This is a genomic window from Serratia sp. FGI94 (genome assembly GCF_000330865.1).
GTDB lineage: Bacteria > Pseudomonadota > Gammaproteobacteria > Enterobacterales > Enterobacteriaceae > Serratia_B > Serratia_B rubidaea.
The window spans coordinates 3435993-3453081 of record NC_020064.1; the positions used below are offsets into that span (position 1 = coordinate 3435993).

Here is a 17089-nt window from a genome sequence, read left to right on the forward strand (position 1 = left end):
AGTTCCTCCGGTTATTTGCCAAAGCCGGGCAACGGCTCAAAGTTGTTGCCGACAATCGGCGCCGCGTCGGTTTGCGGCACATGGCACTGCAGGCAGAAATAGCGACGTGGCGCGACGTCGCCACGCACCTTGCCGTCGCTGTCGATAAAGTGCGTCGGGCTGATGCGCGGCGCGCCGGTGGTGCGGTAATGCTCAACGCCGTGGCACTGCAGACAGCGGTTGGTATTTTTACTCACCTGATAGCCGTCGATGCTGTGCGGGATCATCGGCGGCTGATTGACATAGTTAAGCGCCATGCGCTCTTGCTGCTTGGGCATGGTGATCTGCCCTTCGGCGGTGGCGGAGACCTCCGGCGACTGGCTGAGATCGACATCGCCGGCGGCAAAGGCGAAACCGGCCACGGCCAGAGACATCAGCGCCGCCCACAGGGCCCCGCGCTTTTTCAGTACGGTGCTGTTCATTTTTTGGCTCCCGAAGAATGAAATTTGCTTGTTATTGTGAATACGTTTTCCGCGCAGACATCGATGCAGCGCCCGCAGGCGATGCAGGCATCGCTGGCTACCTGCGGCGGGGCGTCGGGCGACAACAGCGGCTCGCGCAGGATCTGCGCCTCAGGGCAGACGTGGAAACAGTCCATACAGCGGGTGCATTGCTCCCGCCGCTGCGCGCTGATCTGCATGACGCCCTGGCTGCCAATCACGCCGTACATCGCGCCGACCGGGCACAGGTGGCCGCACCAGCCGTGCTCCACCACCAGCAGGTCGAACAGAAACAGCGCCAGCAGCAGCCAGACGCCGGCGCCAAACGCCACTGCCAGCCCGCGCAGCCAACCGACGGCATCGCCGGCGGCGCCGTGAATCAGGCCGCGCCCGGTGAGCGCCACCGGGTTGACCCACTCCCACAGCAGGCTGCCGCTGAGCGCGCTGCCTACCAGCACCATCAGCAAAATGCCGTAACGCAGCCGGCGCGACAGCGTGGCGGACTGGCGCAGTCCCAGCCGTCGCCGCAGCCAGGCCGCCAGATCGGTCAGCGGATTCAGCGGGCATACCCAGCCGCAGAACACCCGGTTGCCGATCAGGGCGTACGTCAGCACCACCGCCGCGCCGACCCAGGCCAGCCAGGCCGGCCACTGCCCGGCCAGCAGGCTTTCCAGCATCATCAGCGGATCGGTGAGCGGCACGGTGTCAAGCAGCAGGCTGGCGCTGTAGTTGCCGCGCAGGATCCACACGCCCCACAGCGGGCCGGACAGAAACATCAGTAAAATCAGCAGCTGGCTGCAGCGCCGCAGGATCAAAAAGCGGTGACTGCGCCACCAGCCGTGACGCAGACGTGCATCGCGGCCGGCCTGAGCAACCGGATTCGCCATTATTTCCCCTCCCCGACGCCGTGCGCCGGCAGCTGGCCGCCTTCCGGCACCAGCGCCTGGCCGGCGCGCTGTTTCTCCTGCCAGCCCCAGCGGTAGTGGCCGCCCAGTTGACCGCGCGCCAGCGACAGCGGCAGCACCTTAATCGCCGCCTCCTCCAGCACGCAGGCCTGCTCGCACTTGCCGCAGCCGGTGCAGGCATCGCTGTGCACCGTCGGTAAAAACAGCGCATGCTTGCCGGTGCGCGGGTTGCGCTGCAGCTCCAGCGTGATGGCGGCGTCAATCTGTGGACAGACGCGGTAGCAGACATCGCAGCGCAGCCCCTGCCAGTTAAGGCAGTTTTCATGATCCAGCAGCACCGCCAGCCCCATCCGCGCCTGATCGATATCGCTCAGTTGCGGATCGAGCGCGCCGCTCGGGCAGGCCGCCACGCAGGGAATGTCTTCACACATTTCACAGGGCACGTCGCGCGCGACAAAGTACGGCGTGCCCGCCGCCAGCGGCGACAGCAAGGTCGCCAGCTTCAGCGTCTGATACGGACAGGCCTGCACGCATTGGCCGCAGCGGATGCAGGCGTTGACAAAATCCCCTTCCGCCAGCGCCCCCGGCGGACGCAGCGCCAGACCGTCGCGCGCCTGCGACTGACGCTGCTGTAACCCCAGCAGCGCCGCAATCCCTGCCAGCCCGGCGGCGCTGCGCGCCGCATCCCGCAGGAAGCGGCGACGCGCCGGGGCTTTGTCTCGTTGCCGGCTCATAGGCAGCCCTTACGCCTTCTCCAGTTTGACCGCGCACTTCTTGAAGTCGGTTTCCTTGGATAACGGATCGGTGGCGTCCAGCGTCAAGTTGTTCACCAGCTGCGCCGCATCGAAGAACGGCATATACACCAGCCCCTTCGGCGGACGGTTGCGCCCGCGGGTTTCCACCGTGCTGAGCACTTCGCCGCGGCGCGACAGCACTTTCACCTTATCGCCGCGCCGCAGATTGCGGCTCTTGGCATCCAGCGGGTGAATAAACAGCACCGCCTCCGGGAAGGCGCGGTGCAGTTCCGGCACACGACGGGTCATCGAACCGGTGTGCCAGTGCTCCAGCACGCGGCCGGTCGACAGCCACAGGTCGTATTCTTCATCCGGGCTTTCCGCCGCCGGCTCATAAGGCAGCGCGAAAATCACCGCTTTGCCGTCCGGTTTGCCGTAGAAACGCACCGACTCGCCCGCTTTCACGTAAGGGTCCGTGCCTTCACGGTAGCGCCACAGGGTTTCCTTGCCGTCAACCACCGGCCAGCGCAGGCCGCGCGCCTGGTGATACATATCGAACGCCGCCAGATCGTGGCCGTGGCCGCGGCCAAAGCTTGCGTACTCTTCAAACAGCCCTTTCTGAATATAAAAGCCGCAGGCGCGCGCCTCGTCGTTCAGTTGATCGTCCGGGATCTCCTCCAGCGTGAAGCGGTCGACGCTGCCGTTGGCATACAGCACGTCGTACAGCGTTTTTCCGCGCAGCTGCGGGCTTTGCGCCAGCAGCGCCTCCGACCAGACTTCTTCCACCGTGAAGCGCTTGGAGAACTCCACCAGCTGCCACAGGTCGGATTTCGCCTCGCCCGGCGCGCGCACCTGCTGGCGCCAGAACTGCGTGCGCCGCTCGGCGTTGCCGTAGGCCCCCTCTTTCTCCACCCACATCGCGGTCGGCAGGATCAGATCCGCCGCCAGCGCGCTGACCGTCGGATAAGGATCGGACACCACCACAAAGTTGCGCGCGTCGCGCCAGCCCGGCATCCGCTCTTCATTAATGTTCGGGCCGGCCTGCATGTTGTTGTTGCACATCACCCAGTAGGCATTGAGCGTGCCGTCTTTCAACGCCCGGTCCTGCGCCACCGCGTGCAGCCCCACTTTGGCCGGAATGGTGCCGGCCGGCAGCCGCCATTTTTCCTCGGCAATCTTGCGGTGCGCCTCGTTGGTCACCACCATATCGGCCGGCAGACGGTGGGCAAAGGTGCCGACCTCGCGGGCGGTGCCGCAGGCGGAAGGCTGGCCGGTCAGGGAGAAGGGACCGCAGCCGGGCTTGGAGATCTTGCCGGTCAACAGGTGCAGGTTGTAACACAGGTTATTGGCCCATACGCCGCGGGTATGCTGGTTAAAGCCCATCGTCCAGTAGGACACCACCTTGACGTTCGGGTCGGCATACAGCTTCGCCAGCGCTTCCAGCTGATCCTGCGGCACGCCGCTCAGCGCGGCGGTTTTCTCCAGCGTATAGTCGGCGACAAACGCTTTGAACGCCTCAAAGCTCATCGGCTCCGACGCGTCGCTGCCCGGGTTCTTGGCGGCTTTCTCCAGCGGGTGGGTCGGACGCAGGCCGTAGCCGATATCGGTCGCCCCCTGGCGGATATTGACGTGGCGCGCCAGGAAATCCTGGTCGACGGCGTCGTTTTGAATAATGTAGTTGGCGATGTAGTTCATGATCGCCAGATCGGTTTGCGGCGCAAACACCATGCCGTTATCCGCCAACTCGAAGCTGCGGTGTTCGAAGGTGGACAGCACCGAGACGTTGACCCGCTCGCTGCTCAGACGGCGGTTGGTGATGCGCGACCACAGAATCGGGTGCATCTCCGCCATATTGGAACCCCACAGCACAAAGGCGTCGGCCTGCTCAATATCATCGTAACAGCCCATCGGCTCATCCATGCCGAAGGTGCGCATAAAGCCCACCACCGCGGAGGCCATGCAGTGGCGCGCGTTCGGATCGAGGTTATTAGTGCGCAGCCCCGCCTTGAACAGCTTGGCGGCGGCGTAACCTTCCCAGATGGTCCACTGGCCGGAGCCGAACATGCCTACCGCTTCCGGCCCTTTGGCGCGCAGCGCGTCTTTGAACTTCTCCGCCATCACATCGAAGGCGCGCTCCCAGCTCACCGGCGCAAATTCACCCTGCTTATCGTACTGACCGTTCTTCATGCGCAGCAACGGCTGCGTCAGGCGATCTTTGCCGTACATGATCTTGGGCAGGAAATAGCCTTTGATGCAGTTCAGCCCGCGGTTGACCGGCGCGTCCGGATCGCCCTGCGAGGCGACGATGCGGCCGTTCTGCGTGCCGACCAGCACCCCGCAGCCCGTACCGCAGAAGCGACAGGGCGCCTTGTCCCATTTAATCTCTTCCGCACCGCCAACCACCGCCTGCGCCACCGTCGGAATGGTCAACCCGGCCGCCGCGGCGGCTGCCGCTGCGGCATTGGCTTTCATGAAGTCTCGACGACTGAGTTTCATGGCATTACCTCACCTTGCTCATCCTGCTGGTGATAAACCAGCGACACCGCCAGCACGCCTTCCAGATTGCGCGCCGACTCAATTTTTTCCAGCAGCGCGCGCGAGTGCGCCGCCTGCATCACCACCGCCAGCTTGCCCTGTTCGCGATCCTGCGCCGCTATTTCGGTCTCCGGGATCGCCAACAGCGCGGGAACCAGCTGCGAAAACGCCGCCGGACGGGCCTGCACCAGCAGACCGCTGACGTGCCATTCGTTATTCATGATGTTCACTCCGGGTTAGCGCCATGGCGCCGGTCGGACAAGGGGCGACACAGGCACCGCAGCCGCTGCAGACCGCCGCCGTCAGCACGGGCTGCGCAATGCCGCCCAGGCGCGGTCGAAAGCGGATCGCCCCGCTATCGCAGCTGTCCTGACAGCTGCGGCACTCTACGCCCTGCAGCGCCAGACAGCGCGTTGCAACGTCCGGCTGCAGCCGCCACGGCCTGTCCGCCGCGGCGTCAAACGCGCCCGCTTCACAGGCGTCGACGCAGCGGCGGCAAAAACTGCACTCCGCACGGGAAAAATCGATTTCCGGATAGCCGCCGCTGCCGGCGACCAGCACGCCGGTTTCACAGGCGTCGATACAGACGTGACAGCGGCTGCAGCCGGCGATAAACGGGGCTTCCTCACGCGCCCAGGGCGGACGCTGTGCACCGGAGGGACGACGCCATTGTCCGCTGAGCAATCCGCGCCGCGACAGTCCAGCCATGCTGCTTATCCTTATAATCACTATGTTTTTTTGGCAGGGTAAAAATAGGATTAATCACAGGGGGTTATAATCACCCGAAAGGGGTAAACAGCGGGGTTCGTTGCGCCAGGTCAAATAAGTGCGGAATATTGTTTAGCAACCCGCCGACGGGCTGTTAGCGTAGGCGCGCCCGGCTACTACCGAAGGGGGGAGCGCCGGCAGGAATGAGAAGCGAAAGAAGGCGTTCGGATATGGGGAATCATCCGGCAAGACGGGGCTTTTTATCGACTCGAGCAATGCATAGGCTTTAATATAAATAAAATATATCTATACCCGCCATACTTTAAGCTGCAGGCGCGTTGGCTTCGCTCAGTCACCTGAATCACTGACCGGCGTAAGCTCAGCGGGATTCCTTCCCTTGCCGCCCTCCTGCCACTCGAAGTATTCAGGGTATATTTCCCTACAATCCACGGGCTTAGCCGAAAAGGATCCGTGTTTGCTTGTTAAACGCTCCGTCACCCGCAGCCTGGCCAAGGCCCTGATCGTCATTGTCGCCCTGTCGGTTCTTTCCACCGGCCTGGCGCTGACCACCGTCGCCGACAGCCTGCGCGACGCCGAAGCGGTGAATATCGCCGGTTCGCTGCGCATGCAGAGCTACCGCCTGGCGTATGACCTGACGCAGAACAGCGCGGCGCTGCCGCAGCATCTACGCCACTATCATCAGTCGCTGCAGGCGCCGGCGCTGCAAAAGCTCAGCCGCTTTTACGTACCGGCCGACGTGCGCGATAAATACCGGGCGCTGCAGCAGACCTGGCAACCGCTGGAGCAGCATATCCGCGCCGGCCGCGCGCCGGCGTATCAGGCCAGCGTGGTCGATTACGTCAACCAGATCGACCACTTCGTGCTGGCGCTGCAGCGCTATTCGGAAATCAAACTGGCGATCGTCGCCGCGTTCAGCGTGCTCGGCTATATCACCATTATCGCGCTGGTGCTGTTTTGTATCCGCCTGATGCGCAAACAGGTGGTGGCGCCGCTCAGGCAACTGGTGGCGGCCAGCCAGCAGATTCAGCAACGCGACTTTAACCACGCGCCGCTGGACGTAACGCTGCCGAACGAGCTGGGCGTGCTGTCGCAGGCGTTTACCGCCATGTCCGACGAACTCTCCCGCCTGTACCGCTCGCTGGAGCACAAGGTGCAGGAGAAGACCGAACGTCTGCAGCAGGCCAATAAATCGCTGGAGGTGATGTACGGCTGTTCACAAGCGCTGAGCAGCGGCCAGATCGACCGCCACGCCTTTGAAAAAGTGCTGCATATCGTGCGCCAGAGCGAACAGCTCCGCTGCCTGCGGCTCAACGTGCAGGACGGGCAGAGCCCCTGGCAGCTGAGCAGCGGCGTCCCGCAGGAGGATGCCGAGTGGCAGCGGCTGACCATCAGCCAGGAGCAGCAGCCGCTGGGGCAGCTCTGCTGGCAGCCGCGCCAACAGGCGGCCAACCCGCACCTGATGCAAAGCGTGGCGAATATGCTCGGCCGCGGCCTCTACTTCAACCGTACGCAAAAGCAGCATATGCAGTTTTTGCTGATGGAGGAGCGCGCCACCATCGCCCGCGAACTGCACGACTCGCTGGCGCAGGCGCTGGCGTTTCTGCGCATTCAGATGACGCTGTTGAAGCGCACCCTGCCCGCCGGCCCGTCACAGGCGCAAAGCATCATCGACGACTTCGACCAGGCGCTGGCCGACGCCAACCGTCAGCTGCGCGAGCTGCTGGCCACCTTCCGCCTGAGTATTCAGGACGCCGACCTGAACACCGCGCTGCAGCAGCTGCTGGCACCATTAAAAGTTCTGACCCAGGCGCGGATTCAGTTACACTGTGAGCTGCCTTCGCAGGCGCTGAATGCACAGCAGCAGGTGCACGCGCTGCAGATCGTGCGTGAAGCGGTGCTCAACGCAATTAAGCACGCCGATGCGCAGGATATCGTTATCCGCTGCGGTAAAGCCGCAGACGGCGATAACCAGATCACTATTACCGACAACGGCTGCGGCATTGCCAGCCTCGATGAGCCGGAAGGCCATTACGGGCTGAATATCATGAACGAGCGCGCCGCCCGCCTTGGCGGAACATTACGCATTGCCCGTGGTCAACAGAGCGGGACGGAAGTCAGTTTGTCTTTTCCGGCATAATTAACCGCCTGACGGTAAAAAGGCGCGCCAGGCGCCAAAAACTTCTATTTTTATAAGATTCAGCCCTATCGTGCCGATACTCATAGCGGCGCGGCTTGACACCTGACAGGGAGCCATTTCATGGTGATGCAAAATTATAAGGTAATGATCGTCGACGACCATCCGCTGATGCGACGCGGCATCAAACAGCTGCTGGGGCTGGATCCGCAGTTCAGTACCGTCGCTGAAGCCAGCAACGGCAACGAGGCCATTGCGCTGGCGGCGCAGAAACAGCCGGACATCATCCTGCTGGATTTGAACATGAAAGGGCTGTCCGGGCTGGATACGCTGAAGGCACTGCGTGACGACGGCGTCGACGCGCGCATCGTGGTGCTGACGGTATCGGACGCGCGCAGCGACGTGTACGCCCTGATCGACGCCGGCGCGGACGGCTATCTGCTCAAAGACAGCGAGCCGGAACAGCTGCTGGAAGATATCCGCGCGGCGGCGGAAGGCAACAATGTGATCAGCGAGGCGATCGCCGGCTACCTCGCCTCACGCAGCGAACAGCACAACCCGTTCGCCGAACTGACCGAACGCGAGCTGGACGTGCTGCAGGAAGTGGCGCGCGGCATGTCAAACAAAGAGGTGGCGGCGCAGCTGCATATTTCCGAAGAGACGGTGAAGGTGCATATCCGCAATATGCTGCGCAAGCTGGATGTCCGTTCGCGCGTCGCCGCCACGGTGATGTACCTGGAGCACAAAAGTCAGTAATGCGGCGGGCCGCGGCCCATCAGGCGATGGCGTCAAGCAGGGCCTGATGGTGCTGATGAACCCAGCCTTTATTCAGCGGCCCCCAGCTTTCCAGCCGATAGTAACCATCGTTGTTGCGCACGCCCTGCTGCACAAACTGCAGCTCTACGCCGAGTCCGGGCAAGGCTTTCAGCACGTCCTGCAGCGTCCGGCGCGGCCAGCCGGTCAGCGCCATCAGTTTGGGTACATTGGGACGCTCGCTGTGGTCGATCAGCCAGCATAAGTACAAGCGGCGGGCGAATACCGGGTTTAATTCCATGGTTTGCTCCAGCGTCGGGGGAATTTTTCCGCATCCGGCGTAATCTCCGGTGCAGAACGTTCGCTAACTACCGTTTTTTACACTATCTCCTTTTTTTCTCCACGCTTTCCCTGCCCATCCCGAGTAAAGTGCAATAGCCTCGGGATCCTTCCCAGGCTCTGATATAACGCAACGTTGGTGCGTAATAAAGATAGAACAACTCATAACGAGGTTCGCACTGTATGGCCAATTTTTTTATTGATCGCCCCATTTTCGCCTGGGTGCTGGCAATCATTCTTTGCCTCACCGGCGCCTTGGCGATTTATTCATTACCGGTGGAACAGTACCCTAATCTGGCGCCGCCTAACGTGCGCATCAGTGCGAACTACCCCGGCGCCTCCGCCCAGACGCTGGAAAATACCGTTACGCAAATTATCGAACAGAATATGACCGGCCTCGACAATATGATGTATATGTCGTCGCAGAGCACCAACACCGGTCGCGCCACGGTAACCCTGACCTTTGAGGCCGGCACCGACCCCAACGAGGCGATGCAGCAGGTGCAGAACCAGCTGCAGGCCGCGGTCAAGCGGCTGCCGCAGGCGGTGCAGCAGCAGGGGGTGACGGTCTCCAAATCCGGCGACACCACGCTGATGATGGTGGCCTTTGTCTCCACCGACGGCAGTATGGATAAGCAGGACATCGCCGACTATATCGTCTCCAACCTGCAGGACCCGCTCAGCCGCATCAACGGCGTCGGCAGCATGGACGTGTACGGCTCGCAGTACGCCATGCGCATCTGGCTCGATCCCGACAAGCTCAACAGCTACGCCCTGACCACCACCGACGTGGTCAACGCCATCAAATCGCAGAATGCCCAGGTGGCCGTCGGCCAGGTCGGCGGCACGCCGTCGGTCGACAAGCAGGCGCTGAACGCCACCATCAACGCCCAGTCGCAGCTGCAGACGCCGCAGCAGTTCCGCGACATCACCCTGCGCGTCAATCAGGACGGCTCGCTGGTGACCCTCGGCAACGTCGCCACCATTGAGCTAGGCGGCGAAAACTACGACTACCTCAGCCGCTACAACGGCATGCCGGCGGCGGGGATGAATATCAAGCTCGCCTCCGGCGCCAACGAACTGCAGACCGATGAGCTGGTGAAAGCCAAAATCGACGAGCTGTCGCAGTATTTCCCGCGCGGGCTGGAGGCCAAGGTGGCCTATGAAACCACCCCGTTCGTCAAGGCCTCGATCCACGACGTGGTGAAAACCCTGCTGGAAGCGGTGCTGCTGGTGTTCCTGGTGATGTACCTGTTTATGCAGAACTTCCGCGCGACGCTGATCCCGACCATCGCCGTACCGGTGGTGCTGCTCGGCACCTTTGCCATCCTCTCCGCCTGCGGTTTCAGCATCAATACCCTCACCATGTTCGCCATGGTGCTGGCGATCGGCCTGCTGGTGGATGACGCCATCGTGGTGGTGGAAAACGTGGAACGCGTGATGAGCGAAGAGGGCCTGCCGCCGCGCGAGGCCACGCGCAAATCAATGGGGCAGATCCAGAGCGCGCTGGTCGGCATCGCGCTGGTGCTGTCGGCGGTATTTATCCCGATGGCGTTCTTCGGCGGCACCACCGGCGCCATCTACCGCCAGTTCTCCATTACCATCGTCTCTTCCATGGTGCTGTCGGTGCTGGTGGCGATGATCCTGACCCCGGCGCTGTGCGCCACGCTGCTCCAGCCGATCGCCAAAGGCCACCACCACGGTAAGCGCGGCTTCTTCGGCTGGTTCAACCGCATGTTCAACCGCAACACCCTGCGCTATGAGCGCGGCGTGGCGCGTGTGCTGCACCACGGCGTGCGCTACCTGCTGATTTATCTGCTGCTGCTGGGCGGTCTGGCGCTGCTGTTTATCAAGCTGCCGACCTCTTTCCTGCCGCTGGAGGACCGCGGCATCTTCACCGTGCAGGTGCAGCTGCCGACCGGCTCTACCCAGCAGCAAACCAGCAAGGTGGTGGAAAAAGTGGAAAACTACCTGCTGACGGCGGAGAAAAACGACGTGCTGTCGGTATTCGCCATTATCGGCGCCGGCCCCGGCGGCAACGGCCAGAACGTGGCACGGCTGTTTGTGCGCCTGAAAGACTGGGATCAGCGCGGCGCCGGCGAGTCGGCCTTCGATATTATCGCCCGTGCCAGCGACGCCTTCAAAAACATCAAAGAGGCGCGGGTGATCGCCAGCAGCCCGCCCGCCATCAGCGGCATGGGCAGCTCATCCGGCTTTGACATGCAGCTAGAAGACCATGGCGGCCTCGGGCACGTCAAGCTGATGGCCGCCCGCGACCAGCTGCTGCAGCTGACGGCGGAAAGCCCGCTGCTGTCGCGCGTGCGCCACAACGGTCTGGACGACAGCCCGCAGCTACAGATCGATATCGACCAGCGCAAGGCGCAGGCGCTGGGGGTAAACGTGGATGACATCAACAACACGCTCTCCACCGCCTGGGGCTCCAGCTACGTCAACGACTTCGTCGACCGCGGCCGGGTGAAAAAAGTGTATGTGCAGGCGGCGGCGAAATTCCGCATGCTGCCGGAAGACATCAATAAATGGTATGTGCGCAACAGCAGCGGCAGCATGGTGCCCTTCTCGGCCTTCGCCACCAGCCACTGGGAATACGGTTCGCCGCGGCTGGAGCGCTACAACGGCAGCGCGTCGGTAGAGATCGTCGGCGAAGCGGCCGACGGCGTCAGCAGCGGCACCGCGATGGATGAAATGGAGCGGCTGGTCAAGCAGCTGCCGAACGGCTTCGGCCTGGAGTGGACCGCCATGTCCTATCAGGAGCGGCTGTCCGGCGCGCAGGCGCCGGCGCTGTACGCCATCTCCCTGCTGGTGGTGTTCCTGTGTCTGGCGGCGCTGTACGAGAGCTGGTCAATTCCGTTCTCCGTGATGCTGGTGGTGCCGCTGGGGGTAATCGGCGCCGTAGCCGCCACCTGGCTGCGCGGGCTGGAAAACGACGTGTACTTCCAGGTCGGCCTGCTGACGATTATCGGGCTGTCCGCCAAGAACGCGATTCTGATTGTCGAGTTCGCCAATGAGCTGCATCAGCAGGGTAAAGAGCTGACCGCCGCCACGCTGGAGGCCGCGCGCATGCGTCTGCGCCCGATCCTGATGACCTCGCTGGCCTTTATCTTCGGCGTGCTGCCGATGGCCACCAGCCAGGGCGCCGGCTCCAGCAGCCAGCATGCGGTCGGCACCGGGGTAATGGGCGGGATGATCTCCGCCACCCTGCTGGCGATTTACTTTGTGCCGCTGTTCTTTGTGCTGGTGCGGCGCCGCTTCCCCGGCCGGCAAAAACTCCTGCCGCCGGCGGAGCATAGCGACGGCTAATCCTTAAAGAAACGGCAGCGATTTTCGCTGCCGTTTTATTTTCCTGTGTGCATACTGAACAACAGCAACACCGTTACCGCACATTAAGGAGCATCCATGGAAATCGTCACCGACCAACTGCGCTATCGCGTTGACTGGACGCGTCTGGCGGCCCTGCTGGAAGCCGCCGGGCTGGGCAAACGCGACCCGCAGCTGACCGAGCAGATCTACCACAACAATGCGTTTTGCTACTGGGGCTACCTGGACGGCGAGCTGATTGCCACCGCCCACGCCATCAGCGACCGCATTTCAGTGGCCTATCTGGCCGACGTGGCGATCCACCCGGATTTTCAGGGCCGCGGCTACGGCCGGCAGCTGATGGACCGCATCATGGACGACCTGGCGCCGCTCGGCAAAATATTTATCTACGCCGTACCCGACAAACTGGCCTTCTATAAAAAGTACGGCTTCCACGATCTGACCACCGGCATGGTGTTTGCCGAAGGCGCGGCGCTCAGCCGGCTGCAGGATAATGGCTACGTGCGCTGAGCCTGATTATTCATCTTTTTAATCACCTTGCCGGCGGGATTAGCAAAATTTTCCCGGCCGGCGTCCACGGCGTTTTTTTCACGTATTCTGCGCCTTTCAGAGCATTGTACGGTGGAACTCACCGCCTTTTTTCGGCATGCTGAACGCTAATTCTCGCTTTACCGCCGACGGCGGTTTTTTCACCGGTTATTCCCGGTGTTTCGTGGCAAAAAAAGGGCACAACACCATGACGTTGACCATGTACGGCATCAAAAACTGCGACACCATTAAAAAAGCGCGCCGCTGGCTGGAAGAACAGGGCGTGGCGTACCAATTTCACGACTATCGCGCGGACGGGCTGAGCGAACAGCAGCTGCGCGGTTTTGTCGAGCTGCTGGGCTGGCAGCCGCTGCTGAACACCCGCGGCACCACCTGGCGCAAGCTGGACGACGCGCAGCGCAACGCCTGCGACAACGCCGATGCGGCCATCGCCCTGATGCTGGCGCAGCCGGCCATCATCAAACGTCCGCTGCTGGACGACGGCAACGGCCACGCGCTGCTGGGCTTTAAGGCCGAGCAGTACCAACAATTTATTGCCGAGGTAACCGCATGATTTGCCCCGTAATCGATCTGGCGCAACAGTTAATCCGCCGCCCTTCCCTCAGCCCGCATGACGAAGGCTGCCAGGCGATGCTGATTGAGCGCCTGACGGCTATCGGCTTTACCGTCGAGCAGATGGATTTCGAAGATACGCAAAATTTCTGGGCCTGGCGCGGTGAAGGCGAAACGCTGGCGTTTGCCGGCCATACCGACGTGGTGCCGAGCGGTGATGAAAGCCGCTGGGACAACCCGCCGTTTGAGCCGACCATCCGCGGCGGCATGCTGTACGGCCGCGGCGCGGCCGATATGAAAGGTTCGCTGGCGGCGATGGTGGTCGCGGCCGAGCGCTTCGTCGCCGCTAACCCTGACCATCGGGGACGGCTGGCGTTTCTCATCACCTCTGACGAAGAGGCCAGCGCCACCCACGGCACGGTAAAAGTGGTTGAAGCGCTGATGGCGCGCAACGAACGTCTGGACTACTGCCTGGTCGGCGAGCCGTCCAGCACCGACCGCGTCGGCGATGTGGTGAAAAACGGCCGTCGCGGCTCCATCACCGCCAACCTGCATATTCACGGCGTACAGGGCCACGTCGCCTATCCGCATCTGGCGGACAACCCGGTGCACCGCGCCATGCCGGCGCTGAATGAGCTGGTGAGCATCGAATGGGACCGCGGCAACGACTACTTCCCGCCGACCAGCATGCAGATCGCCAATATCCAGGCCGGCACCGGCAGCAACAACGTCATCCCCGGTGAACTGTTTGTCCAGTTTAATTTCCGTTTCAGCACCGAACTGACCGACGCCCTCATCAAACAGCGGGTCGAAGAGCTATTGGAGCGTCATCAGCTAAACTACAGTATTGAATGGCGTCTTTCCGGCCAGCCGTTCCTCACCCCGCGCGGCGCGCTGGTGGATGCGGTGGTCAACGCCGTTGAATATTATGCCGAGCTGACGCCGCAGCTGCTGACCACCGGCGGCACCTCCGACGGGCGCTTTATCGCCCAGATGGGCGCGCAGGTGGTGGAACTGGGGCCGGTCAACGCCACCATCCACAAAATCAACGAATGCGTGAACGCCGCCGATCTGCAGCAGCTCAGCCGGATGTATCAGCGCATTATGGAGCAACTGATCGCATGATCACCCCGGAAATGCTAACCGGACGCTCAACCGAGCATCTGACGCCGCTGGTCGGCAACCACCGCCTGCAGCCGCAGGCGGCGCAGGCCTTTCTCGCCATGCAGCAGGCCGCCGCGCAGGCGGGATTTGACCTGCAGCCCGCCAGCACCTTCCGCGATTTCGACCGGCAGCTGGCGATCTGGAATGGCAAATTTCGCGGCGAGCGACCAGTCTTAGATCATGACAGCTGTCCGATAGACGTCGGGCCGCTGTCGGCGGAGGAGCGCTGCACCGCCATTCTGCGCTGGTCGGCGCTGCCGGGCGCCAGCCGCCACCACTGGGGCAGCGATCTGGATATTTACGATCCTACGCTGCTGCCGGCGGGTCAGAAGCTGCAGCTGGAGCCGTGGGAATATGAGGAAGGCGGCTACTTCGCGCCGCTGAACCAGTGGCTGACGGCGCATATGGCCGAGTTCGGCTTTTATCGCCCGTTTACTGAAGACGGCGACGGCGTGGCGGTTGAACCCTGGCACCTGAGCTACCGTCCGCTGGCGCAGCAGGCGGAACATCTGTTGACGCCGGCGCTGCTGCTGGCGGCCTGGCAGGATAAGGACGTGGCCGGCAGCGAATGGCTGACGCAGCATCTGCCGGCAATATTTTCGCGTTTTATACGCGCAGAAGGAAAGGTGTAAATATGCATTGGTTAGCAGATTACTGGTGGGTGATCCTCCTGGTACTGGTGGGAATGGTCGTCAGCGGCATTAAGGAACTGCGCCGCGTTGACGTCAAAAAGTACCTGGCCGAAAAACCCGAACTGCCGCCGCACCGTGATAACAACGCACAGTGGGACGACGAAGACGACTGGCCAAAGAAAAAGAAATAACCGCAGGGCGCCCAGACGGCGCCCTGTTTATTTATGGCCGGGCGGCGCTCCATTCACGCCAGCGGCGGCAATGCTGCTCATCCAGCTGCGACAGCGCCTGCCCGGCCTCCTGCCGCCACAGGCGCAGCAACGCCTTCTGACCGCTGACGCGGCACTGCGCCACGCACTGCATCACTGGCAATAGCTGCTGTAAGTGCGCACGCAGCGCCGGCAGCGGCAACGCGCTGTGCAGCAGCAGACGCTGCAGCGCGCCTAAGCTGGCCTCCAGCGGCCGATGGGCGAAGGCAAACCCCGCCAGTTCGCGCCAGTCGTCTTCATTGAGCTGCGGATCGCCGTCGTCGCCGGGGATCTCCAGCGTCAGCGCGATGCGCTGCTGCAGCCAGCGCCAGTCACGCGCTAGGTGCTTGCGCGCCGCCTGACACAGCAGCTCGCCCTGATCGCTGAGCGGTAGCAGCGCCATCACGCTATAGCAGCCGCTGCTGGCTTCCGGCCGGCTGCCGATGCGCACCAGCTCAAAGCCGCAGCTCTGCCAGAAACGCCACAGCGGCTCGGTGTAACCAAAACTGACGGACAGGTAATCCAGCCCCTGCGCCTGCTGTCGCTGCTGCTCAATCAGCCGGCGGGCGATGCCCTGCCGACGCAGCGCCGGCAGCACCGCCACGCGGGTCACGCGGCGGGAACGCAGGGTCGGCGCCCACCACTGTCCGCCGTGCGCCGCCAGCGACTGCGCCACCAGATTGCCGCGCGGCCGGCGGCGGCCGGCCCATACCTCGTGAGCCAGCTCCGCGGGCAAGCCGCCCTCTTCCGTCAGCCATAGCGCCCCCGCCACCTCGCCGTCCGCCTGCACGGCGGCGGCAAACTGCATATCCGGTGCATCCATCAACCGCCGCAGGTCAAGCGGCGACGTACGGTAGTGCGCGCTGGTCAGCAGGGCGTAAAAGCGTTGCAGCAGCGCATCATCGCCGCACAGCTGCCGCTGCGTCAGCGGACGGTAGTCCATCGTCTGGCCGGCCGCCTGCCATGGCGGCAGTTCATTAAACAGCAGCGCGTCATCGATAATCCGCTCCAGCGCGTCGCCCGCCGCCCAGCGCATCGGCTGTTGCAGGCTCAGGTCCTGCCACTGCGGCAGCGAGGCGCAAAATTTCAGCAGAAAGCCGCGGCCGGTGCCTTCATAGCCCTGCACCGTGGTGGTCAGCAATACCCGCGGGAAATAGGCGATCAGCTGCTGCAGCAGCGGCGCGGGGATCGCCGCCGCCTCGTCAACCAGCAGCCAGTCGGCCAGCGCGCTGTCTGACTGCCGACAGTGCGCCAGCAACGCATCCGGCGCCCAGAACTGCGCCTTGTCTTCCGCCCAGCGGCCGGCAACCTCGGTCGCCGCGCGGCTGGGGCCGGTGATCCAGCAGTTCAGCGCTGAGCGCTGCACCAGCATGCCCGCCAGCGTTGACTTGCCGCGGCCGCGCGGCGCGGTCAACACCCAAATGCCGCGCTCACCCGCCAGCAGCTGCGTCAGCAGCGCCTGCTGCTCCCCGGTGGGGGAACCGTCCGGCGCCTGCCAGTCCGGCCGCGCCGGCAGCGGCGCCAGCTGCAACGGCTGACCCTGTTGCCAGATGCTGACTTCGGCATCCGCCGTCAGCCGCTGCTGCAGATGCGCGATAAAATGCGGCGTGGCGATTGGCTGCGGGCTGTCGCTCCAGCGCAGGCTGTCGGCATCCCGGTGCTGCGGCCACGTCTGCCAAGGCGGCGTCAGCAGCAGCAGCCAACTGCCGGCGCGCAGTACACCGGCCAGCTGCGCCAACGCCTCCACGTCCAGCCCGTCGCCGGCGTCAAACACCGCATGCAGCCGCTCCTGCCCCAACAGGCCGCGCACCTCGCCGCTGTTCAGCGCCTGCGCGCCGTGCGGCGCTTCGCCGCCGCACCACGGCCAGTCGCCGGGCATGGCGGCCATCAGCCGTTGCGCCTGCTGACGGCACCAGGCGGCGTCGCCGCTTAACACCAGCAGCCGGCGGATGCCCTGCCGCTGCATGCGCTGTTGCATTGTCGGTAACATAACTATTCAG

Annotated in this window: 16 protein-coding genes; 8 read left to right on the plus strand and 8 right to left on the minus strand. The window is 63.3% G+C overall.

All coding sequences use genetic code 11. The features are described 5' to 3' along the window. Positions 1-11 precede the first annotated feature (11 nt). From napB to napF, 6 genes are read right to left on the minus strand one after another with little or no spacing between them, the layout of a single operon-like run. Positions 12-461, minus strand: coding sequence for a nitrate reductase cytochrome c-type subunit (gene napB / locus D781_RS15710; RefSeq protein ID WP_015673317.1), 450 nt, complete (start codon positions 459-461; stop codon positions 12-14). Continuing rightward, complete coding sequence (gene napH, locus D781_RS15715; RefSeq protein ID WP_015673318.1) at positions 458-1366, minus strand: quinol dehydrogenase ferredoxin subunit NapH; 909 nt, start codon at positions 1364-1366, stop codon at positions 458-460. The genes napB and napH overlap by 4 nt, the downstream gene beginning before the upstream one ends. Then, positions 1366-2118, minus strand: a complete 753-nt coding sequence (napG, locus tag D781_RS15720; protein ID WP_015673319.1) for a ferredoxin-type protein NapG — start codon at positions 2116-2118, stop codon at positions 1366-1368. The genes napH and napG overlap by 1 nt, the downstream gene beginning before the upstream one ends. 9 nt (positions 2119-2127) lie before the next feature. Beyond that, on the minus strand, positions 2128-4614 hold the full coding sequence (napA, locus tag D781_RS15725; RefSeq protein WP_015673320.1) for a nitrate reductase catalytic subunit NapA: 2487 nt from the start codon (positions 4612-4614) through the stop codon (positions 2128-2130). Then, on the minus strand, positions 4611-4877 hold the full coding sequence (napD, locus tag D781_RS15730; RefSeq protein WP_171020799.1) for a chaperone NapD: 267 nt from the start codon (positions 4875-4877) through the stop codon (positions 4611-4613). Before napD ends, napA begins: the two co-directional genes overlap by 4 nt. Next, on the minus strand, positions 4867-5361 hold the full coding sequence (napF, locus tag D781_RS15735; protein WP_015673322.1) for a ferredoxin-type protein NapF: 495 nt from the start codon (positions 5359-5361) through the stop codon (positions 4867-4869). The genes napD and napF overlap by 11 nt, the downstream gene beginning before the upstream one ends. Positions 5362-5836: 475 nt before the next feature. On the opposite strand from napF, the gene narQ reads away from it, so the two are divergent. Beyond that, a complete protein-coding gene (gene narQ / locus D781_RS15740) occupies positions 5837-7519 on the plus strand; it encodes a nitrate/nitrite two-component system sensor histidine kinase NarQ (RefSeq protein WP_015673323.1) in 1683 nt (560 codons plus the stop codon). 120 nt (positions 7520-7639) lie between these two features. Beyond that, on the plus strand, positions 7640-8272 hold the full coding sequence (gene narL / locus D781_RS15745; protein WP_015673324.1) for a two-component system response regulator NarL: 633 nt from the start codon (positions 7640-7642) through the stop codon (positions 8270-8272). Positions 8273-8291: 19 nt separating this feature from the next. Here narL and D781_RS15750 read toward each other — a convergent pair whose 3' ends face one another. Further along, positions 8292-8570: a winged helix-turn-helix domain-containing protein gene (locus tag D781_RS15750; RefSeq protein ID WP_015673325.1), complete on the minus strand. Its 279-nt coding sequence runs from the start codon at positions 8568-8570 to the stop codon at positions 8292-8294. A gap of 221 nt (positions 8571-8791) precedes the next feature. Between D781_RS15750 and acrD the strand changes: the two genes are divergently transcribed. The 6 genes from acrD to D781_RS15780 all read left to right on the plus strand — a co-directional run bounded on the left by acrD (position 8792) and on the right by D781_RS15780 (position 15032). After that, on the plus strand, positions 8792-11926 hold the full coding sequence (gene acrD, locus D781_RS15755) for a multidrug efflux RND transporter permease AcrD (RefSeq protein ID WP_015673326.1): 3135 nt from the start codon (positions 8792-8794) through the stop codon (positions 11924-11926). 96 nt (positions 11927-12022) lie between these two features. Beyond that, entirely contained in the window at positions 12023-12454 is a 432-nt protein-coding gene (locus D781_RS15760) for a GNAT family N-acetyltransferase (protein ID WP_015673327.1), read from the plus strand. A 226-nt stretch (positions 12455-12680) separates the two neighbouring features. Continuing rightward, complete coding sequence (locus D781_RS15765) at positions 12681-13046, plus strand: ArsC family reductase (RefSeq protein ID WP_015673328.1); 366 nt, start codon at positions 12681-12683, stop codon at positions 13044-13046. Continuing rightward, the gene (gene dapE, locus D781_RS15770; protein WP_015673329.1) at positions 13043-14170 is read left to right on the plus strand and encodes a succinyl-diaminopimelate desuccinylase; all 1128 of its coding nucleotides are present in this window, start codon (positions 13043-13045) and stop codon (positions 14168-14170) included. Before D781_RS15765 ends, dapE begins: the two co-directional genes overlap by 4 nt. After that, positions 14167-14841, plus strand: a complete 675-nt coding sequence (locus tag D781_RS15775) for a M15 family metallopeptidase (protein WP_015673330.1) — start codon at positions 14167-14169, stop codon at positions 14839-14841. Before dapE ends, D781_RS15775 begins: the two co-directional genes overlap by 4 nt. A gap of 2 nt (positions 14842-14843) precedes the next feature. Continuing rightward, on the plus strand, positions 14844-15032 hold the full coding sequence (locus tag D781_RS15780; protein WP_015673331.1) for a YpfN family protein: 189 nt from the start codon (positions 14844-14846) through the stop codon (positions 15030-15032). Positions 15033-15063: 31 nt separating this feature from the next. Here the strand turns inward: D781_RS15780 and D781_RS15785 are convergent, their stop codons facing one another. Then, positions 15064-17079 carry a GNAT family N-acetyltransferase gene (locus D781_RS15785; protein ID WP_041411844.1) on the minus strand — a complete coding sequence of 672 codons (2016 nt, stop codon included), beginning with the start codon at positions 17077-17079 and terminating at the stop codon, positions 15064-15066. Positions 17080-17089: the final 10 nt, after the last annotated feature.

Excerpts from the sequence above, each read along its gene's own strand:
- D781_RS15785 (WP_041411844.1), bottom strand. The coding sequence starts at position 17,079 with ATGTTACCGACAATGCAACAGCGCATGCAGCGGCAGGGCATCCGCCGG.
- narL (WP_015673324.1), top strand. The coding sequence starts at position 7,640 with ATGGTGATGCAAAATTATAAGGTAATGATCGTCGACGACCATCCGCTG.
- napG (WP_015673319.1), bottom strand. The coding sequence starts at position 2,118 with ATGAGCCGGCAACGAGACAAAGCCCCGGCGCGTCGCCGCTTCCTGCGG.
- D781_RS15780 (WP_015673331.1), top strand. The coding sequence starts at position 14,844 with ATGCATTGGTTAGCAGATTACTGGTGGGTGATCCTCCTGGTACTGGTG.
- napH (WP_015673318.1), bottom strand. The coding sequence starts at position 1,366 with ATGGCGAATCCGGTTGCTCAGGCCGGCCGCGATGCACGTCTGCGTCAC.
- napF (WP_015673322.1), bottom strand. The coding sequence starts at position 5,361 with ATGGCTGGACTGTCGCGGCGCGGATTGCTCAGCGGACAATGGCGTCGT.
- acrD (WP_015673326.1), top strand. The coding sequence starts at position 8,792 with ATGGCCAATTTTTTTATTGATCGCCCCATTTTCGCCTGGGTGCTGGCA.
- D781_RS15765 (WP_015673328.1), top strand. The coding sequence starts at position 12,681 with ATGACGTTGACCATGTACGGCATCAAAAACTGCGACACCATTAAAAAA.
- D781_RS15750 (WP_015673325.1), bottom strand. The coding sequence starts at position 8,570 with ATGGAATTAAACCCGGTATTCGCCCGCCGCTTGTACTTATGCTGGCTG.
- D781_RS15775 (WP_015673330.1), top strand. The coding sequence starts at position 14,167 with ATGATCACCCCGGAAATGCTAACCGGACGCTCAACCGAGCATCTGACG.
- D781_RS15760 (WP_015673327.1), top strand. The coding sequence starts at position 12,023 with ATGGAAATCGTCACCGACCAACTGCGCTATCGCGTTGACTGGACGCGT.
- napA (WP_015673320.1), bottom strand. The coding sequence starts at position 4,614 with ATGAAACTCAGTCGTCGAGACTTCATGAAAGCCAATGCCGCAGCGGCA.
- napB (WP_015673317.1), bottom strand. The coding sequence starts at position 461 with ATGAACAGCACCGTACTGAAAAAGCGCGGGGCCCTGTGGGCGGCGCTG.
- dapE (WP_015673329.1), top strand. The coding sequence starts at position 13,043 with ATGATTTGCCCCGTAATCGATCTGGCGCAACAGTTAATCCGCCGCCCT.